Origin of the sequence: Caballeronia sp. SBC1, assembly GCF_011493005.1 — a bacterium.
GTDB lineage: Bacteria > Pseudomonadota > Gammaproteobacteria > Burkholderiales > Burkholderiaceae > Caballeronia.
Genome location: NZ_CP049157.1, coordinates 1,484,670 through 1,506,903 on the forward strand (window position 1 = coordinate 1,484,670; position 22,234 = coordinate 1,506,903).

The 22,234-nt window shown below is 60.5% G+C and carries 19 protein-coding genes; 3 read left to right on the plus strand and 16 right to left on the minus strand.

The genetic code is table 11. The annotated features are described in order from the left end of the window. Nucleotides 1-62 precede the first annotated feature (62 nt). From SBC1_RS24665 to SBC1_RS24720, 13 genes are all read right to left on the minus strand, one after another. Nucleotides 63-320: a hypothetical protein gene (locus SBC1_RS24665; RefSeq protein WP_165094248.1), complete on the minus strand. Its 258-nt coding sequence runs from the start codon at nucleotides 318-320 to the stop codon at nucleotides 63-65. A gap of 2 nt (nucleotides 321-322) precedes the next feature. Then, entirely contained in the window at nucleotides 323-1,738 is a 1,416-nt protein-coding gene (locus tag SBC1_RS24670) for a YeiH family protein (protein ID WP_165094245.1), read from the minus strand. Between the two features lie 314 nt (nucleotides 1,739-2,052). Next, nucleotides 2,053-3,405, minus strand: coding sequence for a TAXI family TRAP transporter solute-binding subunit (locus SBC1_RS24675; protein ID WP_165094241.1), 1,353 nt, complete (start codon nucleotides 3,403-3,405; stop codon nucleotides 2,053-2,055). 226 nt (nucleotides 3,406-3,631) lie between these two features. Further along, complete coding sequence (locus SBC1_RS24680; protein ID WP_165094237.1) at nucleotides 3,632-4,210, minus strand: peroxidase-related enzyme; 579 nt, start codon at nucleotides 4,208-4,210, stop codon at nucleotides 3,632-3,634. Next, nucleotides 4,207-4,731: a CMD domain-containing protein gene (locus SBC1_RS39660; RefSeq protein WP_206366095.1), complete on the minus strand. Its 525-nt coding sequence runs from the start codon at nucleotides 4,729-4,731 to the stop codon at nucleotides 4,207-4,209. The genes SBC1_RS24680 and SBC1_RS39660 overlap by 4 nt, the downstream gene beginning before the upstream one ends. Further along, nucleotides 4,728-6,062, minus strand: coding sequence for an acyl-CoA thioester hydrolase/BAAT C-terminal domain-containing protein (locus SBC1_RS24685; protein ID WP_206366094.1), 1,335 nt, complete (start codon nucleotides 6,060-6,062; stop codon nucleotides 4,728-4,730). The genes SBC1_RS39660 and SBC1_RS24685 overlap by 4 nt, the downstream gene beginning before the upstream one ends. A 7-nt stretch (nucleotides 6,063-6,069) precedes the next feature. After that, nucleotides 6,070-7,647: an ABC transporter substrate-binding protein gene (locus SBC1_RS24690; RefSeq protein WP_165094234.1), complete on the minus strand. Its 1,578-nt coding sequence runs from the start codon at nucleotides 7,645-7,647 to the stop codon at nucleotides 6,070-6,072. A 39-nt stretch (nucleotides 7,648-7,686) separates the two neighbouring features. Continuing rightward, the gene (locus tag SBC1_RS24695; protein WP_165094229.1) at nucleotides 7,687-8,700 is read right to left on the minus strand and encodes an ABC transporter ATP-binding protein; all 1,014 of its coding nucleotides are present in this window, start codon (nucleotides 8,698-8,700) and stop codon (nucleotides 7,687-7,689) included. Beyond that, a complete protein-coding gene (locus SBC1_RS24700) occupies nucleotides 8,697-9,743 on the minus strand; it encodes an ABC transporter ATP-binding protein (protein WP_165094224.1) in 1,047 nt (348 codons plus the stop codon). Before SBC1_RS24700 ends, SBC1_RS24695 begins: the two co-directional genes overlap by 4 nt. Further along, the gene (locus tag SBC1_RS24705) at nucleotides 9,740-10,675 is read right to left on the minus strand and encodes an ABC transporter permease (protein ID WP_165094221.1); all 936 of its coding nucleotides are present in this window, start codon (nucleotides 10,673-10,675) and stop codon (nucleotides 9,740-9,742) included. The genes SBC1_RS24700 and SBC1_RS24705 overlap by 4 nt, the downstream gene beginning before the upstream one ends. Then, nucleotides 10,672-11,646 (minus strand): ABC transporter permease, encoded by a 975-nt coding sequence (locus tag SBC1_RS24710; protein WP_158939918.1) that lies wholly within the window; start codon nucleotides 11,644-11,646, stop codon nucleotides 10,672-10,674. Before SBC1_RS24710 ends, SBC1_RS24705 begins: the two co-directional genes overlap by 4 nt. After that, nucleotides 11,643-13,118 (minus strand): NAD(P)/FAD-dependent oxidoreductase, encoded by a 1,476-nt coding sequence (locus SBC1_RS24715; RefSeq protein ID WP_165094218.1) that lies wholly within the window; start codon nucleotides 13,116-13,118, stop codon nucleotides 11,643-11,645. The genes SBC1_RS24710 and SBC1_RS24715 overlap by 4 nt, the downstream gene beginning before the upstream one ends. Further along, the gene (locus tag SBC1_RS24720; RefSeq protein ID WP_165094214.1) at nucleotides 13,115-14,104 is read right to left on the minus strand and encodes a LysR family transcriptional regulator; all 990 of its coding nucleotides are present in this window, start codon (nucleotides 14,102-14,104) and stop codon (nucleotides 13,115-13,117) included. Before SBC1_RS24720 ends, SBC1_RS24715 begins: the two co-directional genes overlap by 4 nt. 587 nt (nucleotides 14,105-14,691) lie before the next feature. Between SBC1_RS24720 and SBC1_RS24725 the strand changes: the two genes are divergently transcribed. After that, nucleotides 14,692-16,752: an alkyl/aryl-sulfatase gene (locus tag SBC1_RS24725; protein ID WP_165094211.1), complete on the plus strand. Its 2,061-nt coding sequence runs from the start codon at nucleotides 14,692-14,694 to the stop codon at nucleotides 16,750-16,752. 42 nt (nucleotides 16,753-16,794) lie between these two features. Beyond that, a complete protein-coding gene (locus SBC1_RS24730; RefSeq protein ID WP_165094206.1) occupies nucleotides 16,795-17,334 on the plus strand; it encodes a hypothetical protein in 540 nt (179 codons plus the stop codon). 79 nt (nucleotides 17,335-17,413) lie between these two features. Here SBC1_RS24730 and SBC1_RS24735 read toward each other — a convergent pair whose 3' ends face one another. The 3 genes from SBC1_RS24735 to gabT form a co-directional block, all read right to left on the minus strand. Further along, the gene (locus SBC1_RS24735; RefSeq protein WP_165094203.1) at nucleotides 17,414-17,722 is read right to left on the minus strand and encodes a type II toxin-antitoxin system PemK/MazF family toxin; all 309 of its coding nucleotides are present in this window, start codon (nucleotides 17,720-17,722) and stop codon (nucleotides 17,414-17,416) included. A gap of 116 nt (nucleotides 17,723-17,838) precedes the next feature. Next, nucleotides 17,839-19,308, minus strand: a complete 1,470-nt coding sequence (gene gabD, locus SBC1_RS24740; RefSeq protein ID WP_165094200.1) for an NADP-dependent succinate-semialdehyde dehydrogenase — start codon at nucleotides 19,306-19,308, stop codon at nucleotides 17,839-17,841. After that, on the minus strand, nucleotides 19,305-20,588 hold the full coding sequence (gabT, locus tag SBC1_RS24745) for a 4-aminobutyrate--2-oxoglutarate transaminase (RefSeq protein WP_165101204.1): 1,284 nt from the start codon (nucleotides 20,586-20,588) through the stop codon (nucleotides 19,305-19,307). The genes gabD and gabT overlap by 4 nt, the downstream gene beginning before the upstream one ends. 132 nt (nucleotides 20,589-20,720) lie before the next feature. Here gabT and SBC1_RS24750 point away from each other — a divergent pair, with 132 nt between their 5' ends. Continuing rightward, nucleotides 20,721-22,229: a PLP-dependent aminotransferase family protein gene (locus tag SBC1_RS24750; protein ID WP_165094197.1), complete on the plus strand. Its 1,509-nt coding sequence runs from the start codon at nucleotides 20,721-20,723 to the stop codon at nucleotides 22,227-22,229. Nucleotides 22,230-22,234 lie beyond the last annotated feature (5 nt).

Below are 22,234 nucleotides of genomic sequence, written 5' to 3' on the forward strand. Positions count from 1 at the left end.
GTGGTGTCTGCGCTATCCGTCGATCGTCACGCGGCGCACTGGCGTGACCGCATAGACCCATTTTAACGAGTCGTCGTGGTGTCATAAATCTCAAGCAAGGCTTCGAACTCGCTGCACGAATCGCCTGGCGATATCAACTGATCGTGGAGCAGGCAAAGGCGCGTTTCTCCCACACTTGCACCAAATCCCGAGCTGAACGAAGTCAGCCCGGGAATCGTCGCTTCCAGCGCATGACGGTCGTGTTCGCAATGCCGGCAAACAGCGCAGACGCGGACGACCCTGGATGCCAACTTGTCATCACGCTTGGCGGCATCGCGCATTTTCATTGTCCGAGCGAGGCCCAATATGCCCCGAACACATGCACCGACAGCAGATAGCCGATCACCACATTCACGGCAACGCCCGCCGTGAACGCGATGAAAGGCTTCGCACCCGTCGCGGACAGGCTGCCGAGCCGCGTGGTCAGGCCGATGCTCAGGAAACAGAAGGTGAACGCCCAAGTGCGCAGTGCGGTGATCGGCGCGACGAAAGCGGGCGTCACAACGCTCCGGTATTCAGCCAGCGTGTAATGGCTGCCGATCCACGTAACCAGCGCGGACGCAATCAGGAAGCCGATCACGAACTTCGGAAAGCGCGTCCAGATTTCGCGCACGGTCGTCTGCGTTTTGACGGCGCCGGGTTCGTCGCGATCCCAGCGCGTGGTGGCGACAATCGCGAGCACGAATGCCCAGATGCCGATCCAGATATCACGCCCTACGACCTTCATAAGCGTGAAGGCTTGCAGGGACGCTTCGGGCGCACCGGCTATTGCGCTGCCCGCATGCTTCGCCAGATCGCCGTATGCTTGCGCGGCGGCAATACCCGCGGCATCCGCGAATTCCGATGTTCCGATCCACGCACCAGCCACGCCGGTCGGCAAGCCGAACGCACGGGACACGAACGGCAGCGCGAAAACCATCACGATTGCCCAGACCACGACCAGCGTGATTGCGACGGACGCTTGTTCGCGCTTCGCCCGCACTGCCCCGGCTATGGCGATAGCCGCCGATACGCCGCACACCGCGCCGCCGACGCCGAGCACGGCCGCAAAACGCTTGTCCAGTCCGAGCGCGCGGCTGACCAGAAAGATGACGAAGAAGGTGACCAGCGAAACGACGGTCGCTTGCCCGACTGCGACGGGACCGGCCCACACGAGCAGCGTGAAGGGCAGCGTAGCGCCGAGCAGCACGATACCGACCTTGATATAGAACTCGACGCGCAACGCAGGCACGAGCCATGCCGGAAGCCGTGTCAGGTTCGAGACAATGAGGCCGAGCGCGAGTGCGATGAGCGGCGGTTCGAGGTTGTACGTCGACGAACTGGTCCAGGCGCCGGCGATGAAAATCAGCGTCGACACCACGAACACGACGAGAAAACCGGGCACGAACTGTGCGACCCGTTGCCCGAGCGCCGCAACCGCGACGCCGAACAGAATGGCGAAGACAATAAAGAGTGCGATGTAGTTCGGGAGGTGACGTCCCAGGTCCGTTGCTGCCTGAGCACTGCTCGACCACTTGGCGGGCGCGACTGCCAGCCACTTGATGCTCGTACCCGACGCGAACAGCAGGTATGCGATCACGATGATTGCCAGGCCGATCCAGACGGCCCACCAGTCTTCGGTTTTAAAGGGGCCGCTGCTGGACCGGTCGGGCCGGCGTTCGGCGTTGTAAGCAGGAGTGGTGGTGGGTGTATCGCTCATCGTCGCCCCAAAATTGTTATGACGCAGGTGCGTGCGAGTCCGGACGGTACTCGCTACGTCCACCGGTATGAAGACTTAAGGTGTTTGTACGGCCCGTGGAACTTCGCCGGATTCTGGCGTTGCAGCAGCAGTCCTGATTGATTGCGCATACCGCAATGCGTGGAATTCCACGATCGGATTATTGGCAGGCGTGGGTCACTCGCGCCAATATCGATTCGCTATTTCTAAATCCGAAATTGTGTATTAGGGCGCGGCGAAAGCGCGGCCAGGGTGCGGCCAGGTGTGACGCCTGTTCTCCGACCTAAGCCCAAACCCTACCCGTGCACCTTCTGCCGCGACGCTTCGCTCAGGTGCGCACGCACGAACCCAACGTGTTCGCGAAGTACATAAAAGGCATCGGCATGCGCGAGCGGCATCCGCAGGGTATTGAGGGACTCCTCGATTTGATCGAGCTCCGCTACGAGCGCCGTTCGCTCTTCCTCCGTCGAACTGCTCAGCGCGCTGCGTTCTATTGCGATCAGCGCGCCGTAATACCGATATATCCGCGATCTCACGCGCCACGCATACAACGCTGGAATCAACCGTAACGCCGGGATCAGCAGCACGGCGACGGGCAGCAACAGTACAAGTATCCGGTCTGCAATACTGGCGAGCCAGAAGGGCAGCACGCGATAGAGGAAACTCTTCCCCGACTTGTAGTAGCGCGTAGCCTCTTCGCTGATGGGGTATTCGCGGGCGATTGGACTGGGGAATTGCCCGGCGTTTTGCAGCAGCCCTGGCTTGCCGTGGACTTCCTGGGCAGCTTCAATGACCAGATCCGATATGGCCGGATGCAAGTTCTGCCGCGCGAGGATCTCGACGGTCGGGCCGATCATATGCAAGGTCTGCGGCGGTATTTTTCGCCGGAGATCCAGCACGCCCGGTGGCAGGTCGATTTCGTCCAGATACGGAAAGAGCCGCGTATAAGCGCTTGCTTCTGCGAAATCCATCACGGAAATGCCCGGGATACCCAGCAGCCTCAGCATCAACTCGCGCGTGGTCGAGTCACCATTGAGGAGCGCCGCATCAACATTTCCCGCGACCAGCTGTTTTGCAGCGTCCATGCCGTCCAGCGGCACAAGTTCGGTGTCGCCGCCCGGCGTGATGCCGTTGGCCTCGAGCAGACTGAGTGACAGCCTGCGGGTGCCGCTGCCCTCGCGGCCAATTGCAATCTTCTTGCCCTCCAGGTCCGACAACTGCATCAGCCCCTTGCCTCGATAAAACACCACGATGGGGACGTAAAAGACGCTCCCAAGCGACATGAGCGATGACCTCGCCGCCGCATCCGACACGCCCCCTTGAACCAGCGCAAGATCGACATGGCTCTTGGGGTCCATCAATCGTTGCAGGTTCTGCACCGAACCATCGGATTCAAGCACTTTGAGAGTGACGCCATTGCGCGCCAGGATCTTCTTGTACTCGTCGGCGGTATGCAGAAGCGCACTGTCTTGAGGCCCTGCGCTGATCGTGATGGTTCTTGGGGGAGCCGGGTCCGCCAGCCACACGATCAGCCCGATCATGACGATGAAAAACAGCGCGAACGGTGCCGACGTCAACGAAAGATCGCGCCAGGCCACATGAGAGTGGTCGTGCGGAAAACGCAGAGGATGCGGGCGATGTTGTTTCATGAGACCCCGAGGGAAAAGCCTCACACTTTTAGGAATGACATCAAGCCGTGGTCAGGCAAGGCTCAGCCGGAGCAAACCTGACCTGGTACAGAGTTTATAGGGGAAGTAGGAAGTCGAGCTAGAAATGCCTGGCGCTGCCGGGCGGCAGGTGTTCAAACGAAAGGGCGAGACGCCGGACAGAGCCGGCGCCCTGACGAGGATTATTCTTCGCCGCAAGCTTGCCCGATCACCCAACCGGTTCGCCGAGATTGAGCATCAGGCGGTTGGCCCACGCGAAGATGGCAATGGAGTGAATCAGGTCGAGGATTTCATCATCACGCAATCCCACATCGCGCAGCGCCCGCAACCGTGCCGGTTCAACCTGGCCCGGTGTCAGCGTGAGGTCGATAGACGCCTGTACGATCGCCTTCTCGCGTGGCGACGTTCCTGCCGTAGCGGGATCGTTGAAAACCTGTTCGATCACGTCATCGCGTTTCGCCAGTTGCTCGAAACGCTGCGCATGCACGGACGCGCAATACACGCAGCCGTTGACTCGCGAAACAACCGTCGATGCCAGTTCCCGCTCTGCGCGCGGCAAGCCACCCGGTGCATACATGATCGCGTTGAAGGCCGCCGAACGCTGCCGCAGGATTTCCGGCTGATGCACGAGGAACAGGTAGTAGTCGGACTCCTTCGCCTTCGGATGGCTCTCTTCGAGCACGGTGATCTGCTCGGGAGAGGCATTCGCGAGTTCCACCACGTCAAGCCACGCATCCCATCCCAGTACGCGATTCGTGAAGCCATGCGCTTCAATTACCCGGCTCATGCTGCCTCCGTTGCATTCAAGACCTGCAGCGCGCGCAAGCCGGCCGTCAGGCGAATCTGATAAGAAAGAAAGGCGATCAACTGTGCGAGCGCGACCACAGCCGGCGTCGGAATGCCGGCGGCGGGCAGACGTTCGAGCGCAGCTTTATCGCCGTCTATGGGCGCCTCGATCAGCGTGCGCGTGAAGGCAAGCATTGCGCGCAAGCGAGGTTCCTGAGCGTCGATCGAGCCTTGCGCGATCTGGTCGATCACGGCACGGTCCGCATTGATTGAAGCAAGCCGTTCCGCATAATGAGTCGCTAACGCAGGGGCTTTCGATAACGTGCATGCATACAAGGCCACTAGCAAACGGTCGGTCAACGACAAATCCGGCAGCGCCGGATCGAACAACGCTTCGTAGCTGCGCTGGGTCGCGACGGCGACCTTATCGCGTTTATGCCGGGTCGCGTAGGCCGGCGAACCGGACGTAAGGCCCGCAATCCGGTCGACAATATCGGTGCTGAGATCGTAGCTGTCTGTCATGAATGCTCCTGCCTGAAAGAGTTGCCCGCAGTTTTTGATGCACGGTAATGGACGGCCGCATCGAGAAAATCCAGCACTTCGCGCCACGATGATTCATCCGCGCGCGCGTTCGCTGAGGGTTCGCCGCCGCCCGTGCTGATGCGCCCTGAAACGGGATGCGCATACACGAGTTGCGTGGTCGGTACGTACGGGAAAACGATCGCGTGGCCGGCGTTATCGAAGTCGAGATGGCGCACCGGATACGCGTGCTTCTCCCGTTCAAGCCGCTCCACGACCATGCGTGAGTAGTCGGAGGAGGGCCATGAACCGTCGTCGGTAGCGGAGAGCAGCAGCACCGGCCCATCCGTATTCTCGACGTGAATCCGCGCCCGCTCCACAGCGTCCTTATCGAGCAACGCGGTTCGAATTGCGCGTTCGTGACGATGCGGCGGCGGGCCATCGTCGAAGGGTTTCCAGCTAGCCGTGCGGTTGTTTTCCCACAAGTGCGGAAGCGGCTTGCCGTCGAGCAGCCAGGTCGGACCTTCGCGACCTGTCGCCGGATCGGCGGCATTCTGCGCGCTGTGAACGACCGCGCCGGGCACATAACCGATCACCGCCTTGATGCGATCCGGGTTCGTGGCGCCGAGCAGCAGCGCGAGTTCGCCGCCGCGCGATTGCCCGCTCACGGCAATGAAGCCGAACGCTGGTTGCAACTCGCGTGCGATCCAGTCGAGCGCGCGGCGAAAGTATTCGAGCGGCGTATTGGAGATGTAATCGGACAGCCCCGGCGTCTTGAAGTAACCGAGCGCGAGGGCGGCATATCCACGCGATGCGTAAAGCGCTCCGCGCGGTTCATTGATGCCGCCGCCCGATCCGTTCAGCACCAGCACGACGGGGTGCGGTCCGGGTGACGCGGGCAGGAACAACGTGCCGACACAGCCGTCAACGCGCACCTCGCGTCGTTGCACGCCGGGTGCCATCAGCCGCTGGTTCAGCAGCGTGGCGCTCAGCACCTGTCCGTCTTCACCAATGACTTCGATGCAGGTCGACAACGCCTTGGAGACGTCGGCGGGAAACACTTCGCGTTTGCCCACTTCAACGGGAACTTGCGACCATATAAGTCCCATCGCCGATACACCGCTGTAGTCGCCTTCGACCGGCGCGTCGCGGGACAAGTCGATGACGCCGTGGTCATTGGCACGAAAAATCGCGCGACTGGTCCAGACCGTGCCTGCGCCGCGCACCGTCTGCGTACGAAGGGTGAGCAATGCGCCAGCGCGCGCACCGGTCACTGTGATGCGCCGCGCCACGTCGATCAGATCATCGCCCGGTGTAGCCGTGATGTCGATCATGATGGCCTCAACTGCCGCTGCGCGTAACCATCATCGCGGTCGTGCGGTCGCTGACCGCCGGCGTGACCTTCAGGCCTTTCTTCGCGGCCCAGACGTTCTCGTAGTGAAAGAGCGGAATGATGCCGACATCGTCGCTTACGACCTTCACCGACTGCCGCAGGATGGCTTCACGTTTAGCGGTATCGAACTCGGCCGTGGCTGCGTCGAGCGCGTGGTCGACGGCCGGGCTGCTATAACGGCCCCAGTTCGACGCACCAATTCCCTTCTTCGCATCAACAGTGCCAAGAATGTTGACGAGCGCATAGCTTGCTTCGCCCGTACCGTTGCCCCACGCAATCATGCTCACCGCAAACTCGTTCTTGTTCGCGCGGCTTGCGTAACTGGCCCACGGCATTACCTCGACCTTCGTCTTCACGCCAATGCGCGTCCAGAATTGCGCCACAGCCTGCGCCGTTTCAGGCGCTTGCGGATAACGATCGTTAGGCACGCTGAGCGTTAATTGGAAACCGTCCGGAAAGCCCGCTTCGGCCAGCAGTTTCTTTGCCTGGACCGGGTCGTTCGGAATGTCCTTCACGTCCGGGTTATAACCGAAGGTCTTGGCCGGCATCCATTGGTTCGCGACCGTCGCCGCGCCTTGCAGGATGCGATCAGTGATAGCGGGTCGATTGATCGCGAGCGACAACGCGCGGCGCACACGCACGTCGAGCAGCGGGTTCTTGGCCAACGGCTTGCCGGCGTTGTCGGTAATGTATGGGCTCGGGCCTTCACGGAAACTGGGCTGAAGGATCAGCACACGCAGGCCGGGATACGCGAAGACGGATACCTTCGGCGACTGCTTGAGGCGCGGAAGGTCAGAAACGGAGACCTTGTCGATCATATCCACGTCGCCCGACAGCAGCGCCGCCGTGCGTGCCGCCGCGTTGCTCACGTAGCGATAGTTCACTTTGTCCCAGATCGGCTTGGCGCCCCAGTAAGCGTCGTTGCGCGTCATCACCACGCGGTCGCCCGGCGTATATGACACAAACTTGTACGGCCCTGAGCCGACCATCGCGCGTCCGGAGTTGTAGTCTTCCGTCGTCGACTTCTCGCCTATATGTTTGCTGACAATATGAACGGACGTCAGGTTCAGCGGCAGGTCCGGCGTCGGCGAACTGGTCTTGATGATCAGTGTGTAAGGATCAGGCGCAGTGACGGACGCGATCGTGCGCAGATACCCCGCGAACGTCGCGATGGTCCCTGGCACGTTGCGGGCGCGCTGATACGAATAGATCACGTCGTCAGCGGTGAAGGGCGTGCCGTCCTGCCACTTGACGTCTTGGCGCAGCTTGAATTCCCACGTGTCGTTACCGGTCGACTTCCAGCTCGTCGCAAGGCCGGGCGCGAGCACGTTGTTGTGATTCTCGACCAGCAGGTCCCAGAAGTGCAAGTCGACGGAACGGTCGCCCGCGTAGTTGTTCAACTGCGGATCAAGCGACGAGAGCGGATCGGCGAACGCAATGTTAAGCGTCTGTGCCGACGCGCCCGAACTGAACAGCGCCGCAGTGGCGAGCGTGGCGGTCAGCGTGGAAAGGACCAGGCGTTTCACGATGCAATTCCTTTTTATGTGTGTGTTCTGGATTGAAATTCAGTGAGCGTCGTTCAGATGACACGCGCTGACATGCTCGATAGCGATGCCGCGCAATCGCGGCACTTCGGTCTTGCAGCGCGGCATGGCGTGCGGACAGCGCGGATGAAAATGGCAACCCGACGGCGGCGCAAGCGGGCTTGGCATCTCGCCGCGAATGGCGGTGAAATGCTTCTTGCGTGCATCAATACGCGGAATCTCGGCTAGGAGGGTCTGCGTGTAAGGATGATTCGGATGCCGGAATATTTCTTCAACGGGCGCGCTCTCGACCACCCGCCCGAGATACATGATCACCACGCGATCCGACAATTGCTCGACCACGCCCAGGTCGTGACTGATGAACAGGTACGTAAGATTGAGTTGCTCGCGCAGGTCCATGAAGAGATTCAGGATCTGCGCTTGTATCGATACATCCAGGGCGGCGACCGCTTCATCGCAGACCAGCATGGACGGGTTGACCGCGAGCGCTCTCGCAATCCCGATTCGCTGCCGCTGACCGCCGCTGAACTCGTGCGGATAACGGTCGGCAAGCGACGGATCGAGGCCCGCGCGTTTCAACTGCGCGGCCACGTAGGCGTCGAGATCGCTGCGCTCGACCATGCCGTGAATAAGCGGCGCTTCCCCGACGATATCGCGAATACGCCGTCGCGGATTCAGGCTCGAATACGGGTCCTGGAAGATCATCTGGATCGCCAGGCGAGCGGCACGCAGCGAAGCTGGGGACATGGTCGCGCGGTCTTGTCCATCGACCAGGACGTCGCCTTCAGTCGGCGCGATGAGACCCGAAACAATGCGGCCGAGCGTTGACTTTCCGCAGCCGGATTCGCCGACCAGCCCGACCACTTCGCCCGGCGCAATCGCGAGATCGACATGTTCGACTGCCCGCGTGACCGGTTGCGCCGCGAGCACATTGCGCTCGCGCAGCCAGCGTGTCGCGGCGTTCTGGTCGCGTTCGCCGAAGCGCTGGCTGACCCCGCGTAGTTCAATCAGCGCGCGTGTATGGATCTCGCTCATGCGGTTGTCTCCGCGCGGACATCGGTTTGCCTGCCGGGATGAAAACATCGCACGAGATGCGTGCCATGCTCGGACGCTTGCGCGGCCGGCGAGGGTCCAAGCATTGGAGGCGTCGAGCAGGCCGCCGTGGCCCGCGTGCAGCGCGCAGCGAACGCACAGCCCGGTGGCAATGAGCGCAGGTCGGGTGTGATGCCTGCAATCTGCTTGAGCCTTTTCCCGCGCGTGTTGAGGCTCGGCAAGCTGTCGATCAGACCCGCCGTGTACGGATGCTGCGGACGGTCGAGCACCGCATCCACAGTGCCCTGTTCAACGATGCGCCCTGCATACATCACGGCGATGTCATCGGCGAGACCCGCCACCACAGACAGGTCGTGCGTGATCCAGATCAGCGACGTGCCTTGCGTGCGCACGAGCGTCTGCACCTCGGACAGAATCTGCGCCTGGATGGTGACATCGAGCGCGGTAGTGGGTTCATCGGCGATGATCAAGTCCGGCTTGTGCAGCATCGCAATCGCTATCGCCACACGCTGGCGCATACCGCCCGACAGCTGATGCGGATACGAGCGCAGCCGTTCGTCGGGACTGGCAATACCCATGGCCGCCAGCGCTTCGCTCGCCTGTTCGCGCGCGGCGCTGCGGCTCACGTTGCGATGCGCGCGTACCGCTTCGATCATCTGCGCGTCTACGCGTTGCACCGGATTGAGCGTGGACATGGGGTCCTGGAACACCATCGCGATACGGCTGCCGCGCAGGCGCCGCATTTCTGCTTCGGGCAAGCCAACAAGGTTCTTGCCCTTGAACAATATTTCACCACCGACCACGCGGCCGGGGGCATCGATGAGTCCCATGATCGAGAAGCCTGTCACCGATTTCCCCGATCCCGATTCGCCGACCAGACCCAGCACGCGACCGCGCGCGAGCGTGAGCGAGACGTCCTCGACAGCGGGCAGTTCACCTTCGCGCGTGAAGAAGCGCGTTCGCAGGTGGCGGACTTCGAGCGTGTTGTCCGCGGTATGAAAATCATGAAAAGCAGCGTCGCTCATTTCACGAACCTCGGATTGAGCAGTTCGCGCAGGCGGTCGCCAACCATGTTGATCGATACCAGCATGGCCAGCAGCGCGAGACCCGGATAGACGCTGGTCCAGTATTCGCCCGAGAGCATGGTCTGGTAGCCGTTGGCAATGAGCAGCCCGAGAGAAGGTTCGGTGATCGGTACGCCGAGGCCCAGGAACGACAGCGTTGCTTCCAGCGTGATCGCGCGCGCGACTTGCAGCGTGCCGACAACGATAAGCGGCGGCAGGCAGTTCGGCAGGATGTGAACGAGCACGATGCGCCAGTTGGGGATCGCGAGACTGCGCGCGGCTTCAACATATTCGCGCCGGGCTTCGACCAACGCTTGCGCTCGCGCGGTACGTGCGTAATACGCCCACTCGATCAGCACCAGCGTGAGCACGACGTTCGTCACGCTCTTCCCCAGGAACGCAAGCAGCATCATCGCGACGAGGATGGACGGGAACGCGAGCAGCAAGTCTACGAGCCGCATGATGAGGCTGTCGACCTTGCCGCCGGCATAAGCCGCGACCAGGCCGAACACGGTGCCGACCACGCCCGCGATCACCGCCGAGCCGAGACCCACGGATAAGCTCAGGCGCAGGCCGTAGAGCATCGCTGAATACAGATCGCGGCCCTGGCCGTCGGTGCCAAGCCAGTACGCATGCGTGCCGGCACCGTTCATTGAACCGGGGGGAAGGCGGGCATCGAGTACGTCGAGCTGCAGCAGGTCGTAGGGATTTTGCGGCGTGATGAGTGGCGCAAAAATGGCCGCTAGCACCAGCAGTATCGCGACGATCAATGCGGCCATCGCCGCAGGAGAACGCCCAAAGTCAGAGACAAGCTGACGCCACGGCGACTGACGGCGTTTGAGCGTGCCGCGTGCGGGCTTTTCGGTCTCGGGAACCAGAGGAGTCGTGCTCATCGCGCACCCTCCAGCCGCACGCGCGGATCGAGGAACTTGTAGAGGATATCGACGAACAGGTTCAGCGAGACGAACATGCAGACGACCACGATCAGGTACGACAGGATCACTGGGCGATCGAGCGCGTTGATGCTGTCGAGTATCAGTTTGCCCGCGCCCGGCCACGAGAACACGGTCTCGGTCACAACCGCGAATGCGATTGTCGAACCGAACTCAAGGCCGATCACAGTAACCAGCGGAATCAGCGTATTGCGCAGGATATGAACGAGCACCACGCGCGTGGGCGACAGACCCTTGGCGCGGGCAAAACGCACGTGTTCCATCGGCATGACTTCACGCACGCCCGCGCTCGTGAGGCGCAAGACAAGCGACACCTTGAAGAGCGACAGGTTCAGCGCGGGCAGGATCAGGTGGCGCAAGCCGTCGAGCGTGAGCCACGACCACTGGACACCGAACAGGCTCGCAGTCGCGCCGCGTCCGCTGGCGGGCAGCCAGCCGAGCTTCACGCTGAACAACATGATGAGCATCAGGCCGACCCAGAACGTAGGCAGGGAGAAGCCGACAATACTGCCCGTCATCAACATCTTCGAAAGCGGATTGCGCGGATGCAGCCCAGCGAAAAGCCCAAGCGGAATACCGATTACCAGCGCCAGCAGCAGCGCCGAAACAGCCAGTTCCAAGGTCGCGGGGAGGCGTTGCAGGATCAGGCGGATCGCGGGTTCGTTATAAACAAAACTGTTGCCGAGATCACCATGCATGGCACCCGCGAGGAAGGCCAGATACTGTTTCCAGAGCGGCTGATCGAGGCCGAGTTGAGCGATGATGCGCGCCCGGTCGACCTGATCGACGTCCTGCCCAATGAGGATATCAATCGGATTGCCGATCGCATGCAGGCCGATGAACACGATCAGCGTCATCAGCAGCACGACAAACGCTGCTTGCGCGATTCGGCGAATGAGCCAGCCGCTCATTGGTCCTCCGCATACTGTGGCGGCGCTTCGGCTGGTTGCCATTCATCGCCGTAGAGTTCGGGTTCGGCGTACGCTTCCAGCGCCGCGTAATGCTGCTCAACGTCTTCGCTATACAGCAAGCTTGATAAGCCTTGGGCAAGCCGTTTAGCGCCGGTGCTGATCGCAGGGATGTCGCCGGAGACGGCGCCCTGCGAGAGCGACGCGGGATAACAGAAGCAATGGATACGCGATAAACCGGGGCAATCGCCGGGGGACTTCTCGAGGAATTCAAACGCGGGTCCGACATCGGGCGAGTCGGACAGCTCGGAGTCTTCATCGCCGGGAGGCGGCGTATAGCGGTCGGCCCACGTGCGGATATACGGTGCAAACGAAGCGAATTCCGGGCGCGCGGACCAGTCGACCTTGAAGCCCGTGGAGACCACGAGGAAGTCGGCTGCGAAGGTGCCTTTGGGGGTGAGAATCGAAAGACCATTCTCCGTGCTTTCAACCGATAGCACCGGGCATCCAAGGTTGAAGCGCGCGTTTGGATGACGAGATACCCGCAGCGTACTGCCACGCGGTGGGGGGACTTGTACCGTATTGATGTAGTGGCGGATCTTCCATTTCCATTCATCGGGCAACGTTTGGTGACCGTGCGTCAGGCCCGGATTGCCCGCTCCCTTACCTTTGTTTACGCGTGGAAGATCGGCTCGTCTTATCAACAAGTCAACGCTGGCCGCGCCCGCTTCGAGCGCCGTGGCGGCGCTGTCCATGGCCGACGAACCGCCGCCGACCACGGCCACGCGCTTACCCGAGAGCATGGAGTAATCAGTAGTATCCGATGAATGCGCCCAGCGATTACGCGGCAATCCTTCAACAAACCCTGGCAATGCAGGGCCGCCCAATCCGTCACGCCCGGTAGCGAGCACGACGCGTCGCGCATAGACATCGAAGCGACGATCGTGCGTTCGCACGCTCAATACGACGATGCCATCGGCACGCGGTGTCACGGCTTCAATCGTGTGGCCGTTGCGGACATCGAGTGCGAGCACGCGGCGATACCAGATCAGATATTGCATCCACTGCAGGCGATCGATCTTGTCGAGCGCTTGCCATGCATCGGTGCCGAATTGAGCCTCGAACCACGCGCGAAACGTCAGCGCGGGCAATCCTAAAGCGGGACCGGTCAATTGCTTCGGTGAGCGTAGCGTTTCCATGCGGGCGGTCGTGGCCCATGGGCCTTCCAGCCCCTGCGGCGAGCGATCAAAGATAATCGCCCGCACACCCAGCAGCTTGAGCGCGGCAGACGCAGCCAGCCCCGCCATGCCGCCGCCGATCACCGCCACGTCCAGCACTTCGCGGCCATTGTGCGTTTTGCCGGGCACCCATTCGCGCGCGGGCAATTCGAGCAGGGACAGGTCTTCGGCGAGACGCGCTTCGAGCGTCGCGAGGCCGGTGAGGGGTGTCAATGATGCGTTTTTGTCGAGGCTCACGTAGCGGGCTCTTCGGTCAGATTGAGGATGTCGTCGGGCTCGCCGTAGAGCGCTTGAAGAATCGCGCCGTGCTGGCTTGCGTCGTGGAGGATGAAGTCGGGCAAGATCTCGGCGGCTGCTTTCGCAAGCGCGTGCGCTGCGGCAAGAGTCGCCGCGCTGGGCGGCCGAAACTCGGGCGTGATGACGCCGAACAGGAACGCGATGCGGATATCCAATGGACGGATCACCACGCCATCGACGGGCAATCCAAGCGCGGTTACCGGCTCCAGCACGGCGAGCCCGAGCCCCGCGCGCACCGCGCCGAGCGCGTTCAGCGACGAGTTGGTTTCGATCACCCCAGCCGTGCGTACGCCCGCTTGCACGAATGCCGAATCGAGCCGCGGCCGCAAGCGGTAAGGGTTCTGCATGGTGACGAGACGACGGTTCGCAAAGTCAGTCATTGCGATGCGTGGCGCTCGCGCGAGCGGGTCGTCAGCATGCACGGCGGCGACGCACGCAGCCTCGCCAATCCAGTGCACGAGCACGCCGCGATGTTCGAGCGGCAGGCTTGAGACACCCATATCGACGATGCCGTTCAGCACTGCATCGACTACTTGTTCGGGGGCAGCGCTTCGCAGATGCACGGACTCGAGCGGATGGTCCTCGTTGAGCAGGGCCAACGCGCGGGGCACGAGTCCGGCGGCAAGCGCCGATGTGGCGGCAATGGTCAGCGGAGGCGGCGCTTGCCGTGCGATCTGCTCGGCGCGCGACTTCACCTGACGCAGGCTTGCCAGCGTACGCTCGACGTCCTGGTAAAGCTCGGATGCTTCGCGTGTGGGCGCGACACGCGGCCCGAAACGCTGGAACAGCGGATAGCCGATCTCGGCTTCCAGTTCCTGGATCAAACGCGATACCGCGGGTTGCGAGCGCCCGAGCAAACGCCCGGCGGCAGTGACGCTTCCGGCGGACATGACAGCAGCAAACGCTTCCAGTTGACGGATTTCCATGGGTACGCGGCGGCCGACTGGTTAGATCGATGAATGCATAAAGCGCATTCTTACGCGCATAACATGTGAAATGCAAATGATCAAAAATGCTTTAGATAGTGCTCGATCTGGGAAGCAGAAGGGTGCTCGTGCGATGGACTCAATAGATTGGCGCAATGTCCGAGTGAAACGTTGCAAGAAATCAAATAGTCGCTCAGTAAATGTATATGCCACGTACCAATCAACTATTTCAAGTGCATCAATAATTGCTTCGCGCTATAGGCGAAATGGCGATAAATATCAAGCGGAAAAATTTTTCGACAATGCCACCCAAATACCATGAAAACCGATATTGGTTGAGATGGCTTAATGGCGTATGAAAGCATTTTGTCAATAATTGGTGTGAATTTATTAACATTACTGTTTCCCATTTGAGAAAGTATTTAACGGGCGATAAACCGGCTGACACCAAAGACTTCAGACGATGAGCTAATTGCGAACATCGTAGTTGAATGAAATTGAAAGCAGTGGCTGCAGGACGTGTCGCTCCCATTTGTATCGGGCTATCTGCCTTTTAAAACAACTGGAAACCTAGAGGTAATTGACCTATGTCTGATGAAAAAATCCCAGCTTCCCTGACCAACCGCAGAGAGTTCTTGCGAGGTGTTGGTGCTGTCACCGTTGGCGTCGCGTCGGGTCTTGGCGCGGTAGCGGGGGATGCGCTGGCGCAAGGCACGCCGCCCGCCATGCCCACGGGCATTGGTTCCAAACCGCCGACCAAGGCGACTCTGGCAGCAAATGCGGTGTATGCAAATGAACTGGCCTTCAACGACACGCAGGACTTCAAGGATGCGAGCCGTGGGTTGATAGCCACCTTGCCGAGCCCGGGAATCATTCCGAGTTCGAAGGGTGGTGCGGCCTGGGATTTGGGGCAGTTTTCGTTTATCAGCGGTGGCCCGGAGAATAACGCGCCGGATTCTGTTAATCCCAGCTTGTGGCGAAATGCCAAGCTGAACATGAATCACGGTTTGTTCGAAGTGGTTGACGGTATCTGGCAAGTCCGGGGTTACGACCTTTCAGTGATGAGTATTATCCGCGGAGAAACCGGCTGGATTGTCATTGATCCTTTGATGACGGCGGATGTATCAGTTGTGGTTTGGAAGCAATTGGTCATACCGCATCTTGGCGACCGGCCAATTACGCATGTTATTTATACGCACAGCCATGCGGACCATTATGGCGGCATACGCGGTATTGTTGACGAAGCTGATTTAAAGGCGGGCAAGGTAAAGATATACGCTCCGGCCGGATTCACGGAGGCCGCGGTGGGCGAGAACGTCATCGCGGGTAACGCGATGAGCCGAAGGGCGGCGTACATGTACGGTAATTTGCTGCCGCGAGGCGTTGACGGCGTTGTCGACGCGGGACTGGGCAAAACCACGTCCATTGGCGCAATTACGCTGCTGGTGCCGACTGACTTCGCGACTGAGACTGGGCAGAAGCTGACCATGGACGGCGTTGAGATGACGGTCATCATGGCGCCGGAATCCGAAGCGCCGTCGGAGTTCATGTTCTACATTCCGAAGTACAAGGCCTTCTGCGCCGCTGAAGATGCCACTCACACGCTGCACAATCTTTACACGTTGCGCGGTGCAAAGGTACGCGATGCCTTGTTGTGGTCGAAGTACCTTCAGGCTGCTATTGATATGTTCGGCAGCGATATGCAAGTCTTGTTTGCTTCGCATTATTGGCCGACTTGGGGTAATGACCGGATCATTGCCTTCCTGAAGGCGCAGCGTGACATGTACCGGTATTTGCATGACCAGACCATGCGCCTGGCCAATACCGGCTACACCCCTCTCGAGATAGGGGAGATGCTGCACTTGCCTGACACTCTGGCAAAACAATGGTACTGCCGCAGTTATTACGGCACTGTTTTCCACGATGTGGTCGCGCAATACAACCTGCGTCTGGGCTTTTTCGATGGTGTGCCCGCCAATCTCCATAGATTGCCGCCGGTCGAAAACGGCAAGCGCTATGTGGAGTTCATGGGCGGTGCAGACGCCGTCTTGCAGAAGGCGCAGAAATACTACGACAAGGGTGAGTACCGCTGGGTTGCCGAAGTGGTGAACCACGTTGTGTTTGCCGACCCGAAAAACGTTCCTGCCAAGCACATGCTGGCGGACGCTTATGAACAGCTCGGTTATCAGGCGGAATCGTCGAGCTGGCGCAATTTCTATCTGACGGGGGCCATGGAGCTACGTAATGGCGTGCACAAGGTTCCGTTCGGCAGTTCGCAGAGTCCTGACACGATCAAGGCGATGCCGCTGGAAATGTTCCTTGATTATCAGGGTGTTCGCTTGAATGCGGAGCGAGCGGCGGGAAAATCCATCTCGTTCAACTTCATCATGACCGACACGAAGGAGAACTATCTGGTCGGCGTTGAAAATTCGGCGTTGCACTATTCGAAGGGCAAGACCTCGCAGACCGCCGACGCTACGGTGACCATGTCGCGGACCGATCTCAACGACGTGATGATGGGCAACACGACAATGCAGAAGCAGATTATTGCGGGCAGGGCGAAGATTACTGGCAACACGCAGAAGCTGGGTGAGTTTGTTTCCTGGCTTGATAACTTCGACTTCTGGTTCAACATCGTGACGCCTTGAGGTTCATGAGGTTCATGCAGCGCTTGCAAAGGAATTGAGACGATGTGCTCTATCTGTGACCTCAAGATTGAATTTAATGTGGACCATCCGGGATCGCTGACGGTGGCGGTCGCGACGCGGGAAGCGATTGACGCGGGCGTGCTGCCGGAAAAGGTTTTCGATGGCCCGCTAGCCAATGTGAAATTGCGCGTGGCTGCCATTGATACGCTAAAAGCGTTGCAGCACCGGCTGGAATCGTCCATGTCGGTTAGCGAGTTGATGGCGCTGCCGGATTTCTATGTTTTGCTGATTGAAATAGGGACCTGGGGATTTTTTCACGCGACCGAGACCGGCTTCGATCCCGACTGCAGTCCGGAGCCGCCTGATGTGACGGCAGAAAACCAGGAGGACCGGGATGTGGTCTTTATCGCAACGGAGACTGCGATGGCGGCGGTGATCGAGGGCCGGCTTTCGCTGGAGGAGGCCTTTGCGAAGAACCTGATCGTATTGGATGCGGGTGGTGCGCATGCAGCGCTGCTGCATGCGGCGCTTGATACGGCGCTTCCGGTGGAAAGCGGGGAACGGGTTGCGGTTGAGGTTTGAACCGGAGCGGTACTTGCGGTACGCATGCCGCAAGTACCGTTAATCATGACGCGCGGGTGGTCGCCCAAGCCCGCTAAGCTCACAATTGGAGGAAGGATCTTATTGCATATTTGGCCGCGTCGAGCTCTTCCGCCGTGACCGTTTCACCCCTGAAATTGACCTCTCTGGCGGTGAAGCTCCAACTCCTGATCTGATCGACTAGAGCGACGCCTGGACGCTTGAGGCTCTTGAGGGGGATCTCGGTCGCCCACTCTCTCACGGTGGAGGTGATGGGCAGACCCGTGAAGCGCCCGGTGATCTCATTGACGACTGCATCGGAGATGACCAGGACCGCGCGATAGCCGTCCTGTTCATTGCCTTTGGAGGGGCCGCCGTGCAATCTGATCACTCGTCATACGCCGCGCTCGGAGTCGGGCCATAGCCCGACTTTCGGCATAGGCTCCGACCGCTAACCCCAGAACCGACCAACCCCGCGCACGAACCCCACTCAAAATGTGAACGGCCTCACCCTGCCATGCATAAATACTTGATCACCAGATAATCATCGATCCCATACCTCGAACCTTCCCGCCCGAGCCCAGACTGCTTGACGCCGCCAAACGGCGCAACCTCGTTAGAAATGAGCCCGGTATTTATCCCGACCATGCCATATTCCAGTGCCTCGGCAACGCGCCAAACCCGCCCGATATCGCGGCTATAAAAATACGCGGCCAATCCGAACTCGGTATCGTTAGCCATCCGAATCACTTCTTCATCGGAAGAAAACCGGAACAACGGCGCGAGCGGCCCAAACGTTTCTTCCCTGGCGATCTTCATCTCTGACGTCACGCCTGACAACACAGTCGGTTCAAAGAAGCCGAATCCAAGCGCGTGCCGCTTGCCGCCAACTACGACCTTGGCGCCTTTGTCCAGCGCGTCTTGAATATGCGATTCGACCTTCTGCACGGCAGCATCGTTAATCAGAGGCCCGAGCAAAACGCCATTCTCCAATCCATTGCCCACCGTGAGCTTCGCAACGGCCGTGCCCAGCTTCGCGGCAAATTCGTCATACACCCGGTCATGAACATAAAACCGGTTCGTGCACACGCAAGTCTGTCCGCTGTTGCGATACTTCGACGCAATAGCGCCTTCGACTGCGGCATCAATATCGGCGTCGTCGAAAACAATGAACGGTGCATTACCGCCCAGTTCCAGCGACACCTTCTTGACCGTTGGCGCGCTTTGCGCCATCAGCAAACGGCCGACCTGCGTCGATCCCGTGAACGACAGCTTCCTGACAATGGGGTTGCCGGTCAGCTCGGCACCAATCGCCTTCGGGTCGCCCGTCACGATGTTCAGCACGCCCTTGGGCAAGCCGGCGCGCTCGGCCAGCACGGCCATGGCGAAGGCGGAAAACGGCGTTGATTCTGCGGGCTTGACCACGATCGAACAACCGGCTGCGAGCGCGGGACCGACCTTGCGCGTGATCATCGCGCTCGGAAAATTCCACGGTGTAATAGCCGCGCAGACGCCGATTGGTTCCTTGGTCACCACAATGCGTTTGTCGGCGGCGGGTGACGCCAGCGTGTCCCCTGCGACGCGTTTGCCTTCCTCCGCGAACCACTCGATAAACGATGCAGCATAGACAATCTCACCGCGTGCTTCAGCGAGCGGCTTGCCTTGCTCGCGGGTGAGGATCATGGCGAGATCGTCGGCGTGTTCCAGCATTAGTTCGTACCAGCGGCGCAGGACTGCCGCGCGTTCCTTCGCGGTCTTCTTGCGCCAGAGCGGCCACGCGGTGTTGGCCGCATCAATCGCGCGCCGCGTTTCCGCCGCGCCCATCTTGGGCACATGACCGAGCGACTGACCGTTCGCCGGATCGATGACCTCGAAGGTAGAGGCATCGTCGGCGCCTTGCCACTCGCCGTCGATAAACGCTTCGTGACGCAGCAGCGCCGGGTCTTTCAATCGCATGGAGGAACGTGGCGTACTCATGCTGCGACTCCCACTTCTTCTGTCAGTACACGTTCGAGAATAGCGAGTGCTTCGTCGAACACAGCGTCTTGAATAGTCAGCGGAAACAGGAAGCGGATCACGTTACTGTGCACGCCGCAGATCAGCAAAAGCAGGCCGCGTTCAAGCGCCAGGGTTTGCACGCGCTTGGCGAAAGCGGCATCGGCTTCGCTGGTACCCGGCTTGCAGAATTCGACTGCGATCATGCCGCCAGGGCCGCGCACATCGGCGATCTGGGGTACGTCGGCCTTAAGCGATGACAGCCGTGACTTGAGCTTGTCGCCCAGTCGAACGGCACGCTCACAGAGCTTCTCTTCATCGATGATCTCAAGCACCGCATGAGCCGAGGCCACTGCCAAAGGATTGCCCGCATACGTGCCGCCAAGACCGCCGGGCGCGACCGCGTCCATGACATCGGCACGGCCGACCACGCCCGACAGCGGCATGCCGCCCGCCAGGCTTTTAGCGATGGTCATCAGGTCCGGCAAGACGTCGTAATGCTGCATGGCGAACAACTTGCCGGTGCGCGCGAAGCCGGTTTGAACTTCATCGGCGATCAGCAGGATGCCGTGGGTGTCGCAGAGCTTGCGCAACGCGCGCACGAATTCCACGGGTGCCTGATAGAAACCGCCTTCGCCCTGAACCGGTTCGAAGATGATCGCGGCAACGCGCTTGGCCTCAATATCCGCCGCAAAAAGATGCTCGATAGCGCGCAGCGAATCCTCGGTCGTGATGCCGCGCAGCGGGTTCGGGAACGGGGCGTGGAATACATCGGATGGGAACGGCCCGAAGCCGATCTTGTAGGGCGCAACCTTGCCCGTGAGCGCCATGCCCATGAACGTGCGGCCGTGGAACCCGCCCGTGAATGCGATCACGCCCGGCCGGCCAGTCGCAGCGCGCGCGATCTTGATGGCGTTTTCGACGGCTTCCGCACCGGTCGTGAAGAACGCGGCTTTCTTTGCATAGTCGCCGGGTGCGCGCGCGACGATCTTCTCGGCGAGCGAAACATACGATTCGTAAGGGACGATCTGATACGCCGTATGCGTGAAGCGCTCGAGTTGCGCGCGCATGGCCGCGACAATTTTCGGATGCCGATGTCCCGTGTTGCAGACCGCGATGCCCGCCGCGAAGTCGATAAAACGGCGGCCTTCGACATCCCACAGCTCGGCGTTTTCAGCACGTTCGGCATAGAAATCACACATCACGCCGACACCGCGCGGTGTCGCTGCGTCCTTGCGGGTTTTAAGGTCGGCGTTCTTCAGGGTCTGGCTCACGGCATCGCTCCTTGGGGGTTGATCGTTACTTGACGGTTCTTAGGCTCTACCTCGACTATAGTAAGATTTGGCTCTTTAAATCAGAGCCATTTCCGTGTTTTTATAGGAGCCATTTCAGCGATGCGTGCAAGCATGTTGTCCGACTGGCTGGCTCAGCGGATTGAGCGAACGGGCGGCCAGCCAATTTATCGGCAGTTGTATGGCTTGTTGCAGCAGGCCATTCTGTCGCGGGAATTGCCGGCGGGGACCAAGGTGCCGTCGTCCCGATTGCTCGCGAGCGAGTTGGGCCTCGGCCGCAATACGGTCACGCAGGTTTATGAGCAACTCGCGCTGGAAGGCTACGTGTGGTCGGCAACGGGGCAGGGCACGTTTGTCTCTGACAGCGCGCCGGACGAGATTGTGGGCGCGGAATCCGCGGCGCGCGACGCGGCCCCTGCGGAGCCGCGTGTACTGTCCGCGCGCGGCGCACGGTTGTTGCAAGGGGCGGGTGTGTCGCAGCGGCAAGGCGGCGCGTTCATGCCCGGCGTGCCCGATGTATCGCGGTTTCCAGCGGCCGTCTGGAGCCGCTTGCAATCCAAATACTGGCGCCGCTTGCCGCCGGATCTGCTGACCTATGCGCCCGGCGGTGGTTTGCCAAAGCTGCGTCAGGTGCTCGCCGATTATTTGCGGACCTCGCGTTCGGTGCGTTGTACGCCGGAGCAAATCATTGTGACGACGGGGATTCACCAGTCCATCGATCTTGCCGTGCGCCTGCTGTCCGATTCCGGCGATGTCATCTGGACCGAAGATCCTTGTTATTGGGGAGTGCGTAGCGTGTTGCAGGTGTCCGGGCTATCGCTCAAGGCTATTCCCGTGGATGCAGAGGGCATCAATCCTTCTGTGGATGACCTTGCCGATCGCCCCAAGCTGATGCTGGTCACGCCGTCGCATCAATACCCGCTGGGCATGGTGATGAGCCTCGCGCGGCGGCGCATGCTGCTGGAGTTCGCGCGGCAAAACGGCTGCTGGATCATCGAAGATGATTACGACAGCGAGTTTCGATACGGCAGCCGGCCGCTCGCGTCGCTGCAAGGACTCGATACATCGGGGCAGGTGATCTACGTGGGCAGCTTCGGCAAGACGTTGTTCCCGGGGCTGCGGATTGGCTACGTCGTGGTGCCCGAGGGGTTGTCGTCGAGCTTCGCGACGGCTTCCGCCGAGTTGTATCGCGAGGGACAGTTGTTGCAGCAGGCGGTGCTGGCCGAGTTCATCGCGGAGGGGCATTTCACGTCGCATATCCGCCGGATGCGCGGGATCTATGGGCAGCGTCGCCAGATACTGCTGGACACAATCAGGAAGCGTTATGGCGACGCGTTGCAGATTGTCGGCGGCGATGCCGGGCTGCATCTCGTGCTGCGTTTGCCCGATGGCGTGGATGACCGCGAAGTGGCGAAAGCGGCGCTTGCGGTCAATATCGTGGTGCGGCCGCTCTCGGGGTATTTCTTGAGCCCCAGTGAAGGCATGTCGGGCTTGCTGATCGGGTATGGATGCGTGGCGGAAGAGGAGATCGAGCCGGCGTTTGAGAAGCTGGCAGGGGTGCTGGACTTGGCGCTGGCAGGTAGGAGTGAGACAGGACTGAGACGTTCTTGACTCGA

Bases quoted from the DNA above. Each gene is read 5' to 3' on its own strand.
- SBC1_RS24665 (WP_165094248.1), bottom strand. From the start codon at position 320: ATGCGCGATGCCGCCAAGCGTGATGACAAGTTGGCATCCAGGGTCGTC.
- SBC1_RS24670 (WP_165094245.1), bottom strand. From the start codon at position 1,738: ATGAGCGATACACCCACCACCACTCCTGCTTACAACGCCGAACGCCGG.
- SBC1_RS24675 (WP_165094241.1), bottom strand. From the start codon at position 3,405: ATGAAACAACATCGCCCGCATCCTCTGCGTTTTCCGCACGACCACTCT.
- SBC1_RS24680 (WP_165094237.1), bottom strand. From the start codon at position 4,210: ATGAGCCGGGTAATTGAAGCGCATGGCTTCACGAATCGCGTACTGGGA.
- SBC1_RS39660 (WP_206366095.1), bottom strand. From the start codon at position 4,731: ATGACAGACAGCTACGATCTCAGCACCGATATTGTCGACCGGATTGCG.
- SBC1_RS24685 (WP_206366094.1), bottom strand. From the start codon at position 6,062: ATGATCGACATCACGGCTACACCGGGCGATGATCTGATCGACGTGGCG.
- SBC1_RS24695 (WP_165094229.1), bottom strand. From the start codon at position 8,700: ATGAGCGAGATCCATACACGCGCGCTGATTGAACTACGCGGGGTCAGC.
- SBC1_RS24700 (WP_165094224.1), bottom strand. From the start codon at position 9,743: ATGAGCGACGCTGCTTTTCATGATTTTCATACCGCGGACAACACGCTC.
- SBC1_RS24705 (WP_165094221.1), bottom strand. From the start codon at position 10,675: ATGAGCACGACTCCTCTGGTTCCCGAGACCGAAAAGCCCGCACGCGGC.
- SBC1_RS24710 (WP_158939918.1), bottom strand. From the start codon at position 11,646: ATGAGCGGCTGGCTCATTCGCCGAATCGCGCAAGCAGCGTTTGTCGTG.
- SBC1_RS24720 (WP_165094214.1), bottom strand. From the start codon at position 14,104: ATGGAAATCCGTCAACTGGAAGCGTTTGCTGCTGTCATGTCCGCCGGA.
- SBC1_RS24725 (WP_165094211.1), top strand. From the start codon at position 14,692: ATGTCTGATGAAAAAATCCCAGCTTCCCTGACCAACCGCAGAGAGTTC.
- SBC1_RS24730 (WP_165094206.1), top strand. From the start codon at position 16,795: ATGTGCTCTATCTGTGACCTCAAGATTGAATTTAATGTGGACCATCCG.
- gabD (WP_165094200.1), bottom strand. From the start codon at position 19,308: ATGAGTACGCCACGTTCCTCCATGCGATTGAAAGACCCGGCGCTGCTG.
- SBC1_RS24750 (WP_165094197.1), top strand. From the start codon at position 20,721: ATGCGTGCAAGCATGTTGTCCGACTGGCTGGCTCAGCGGATTGAGCGA.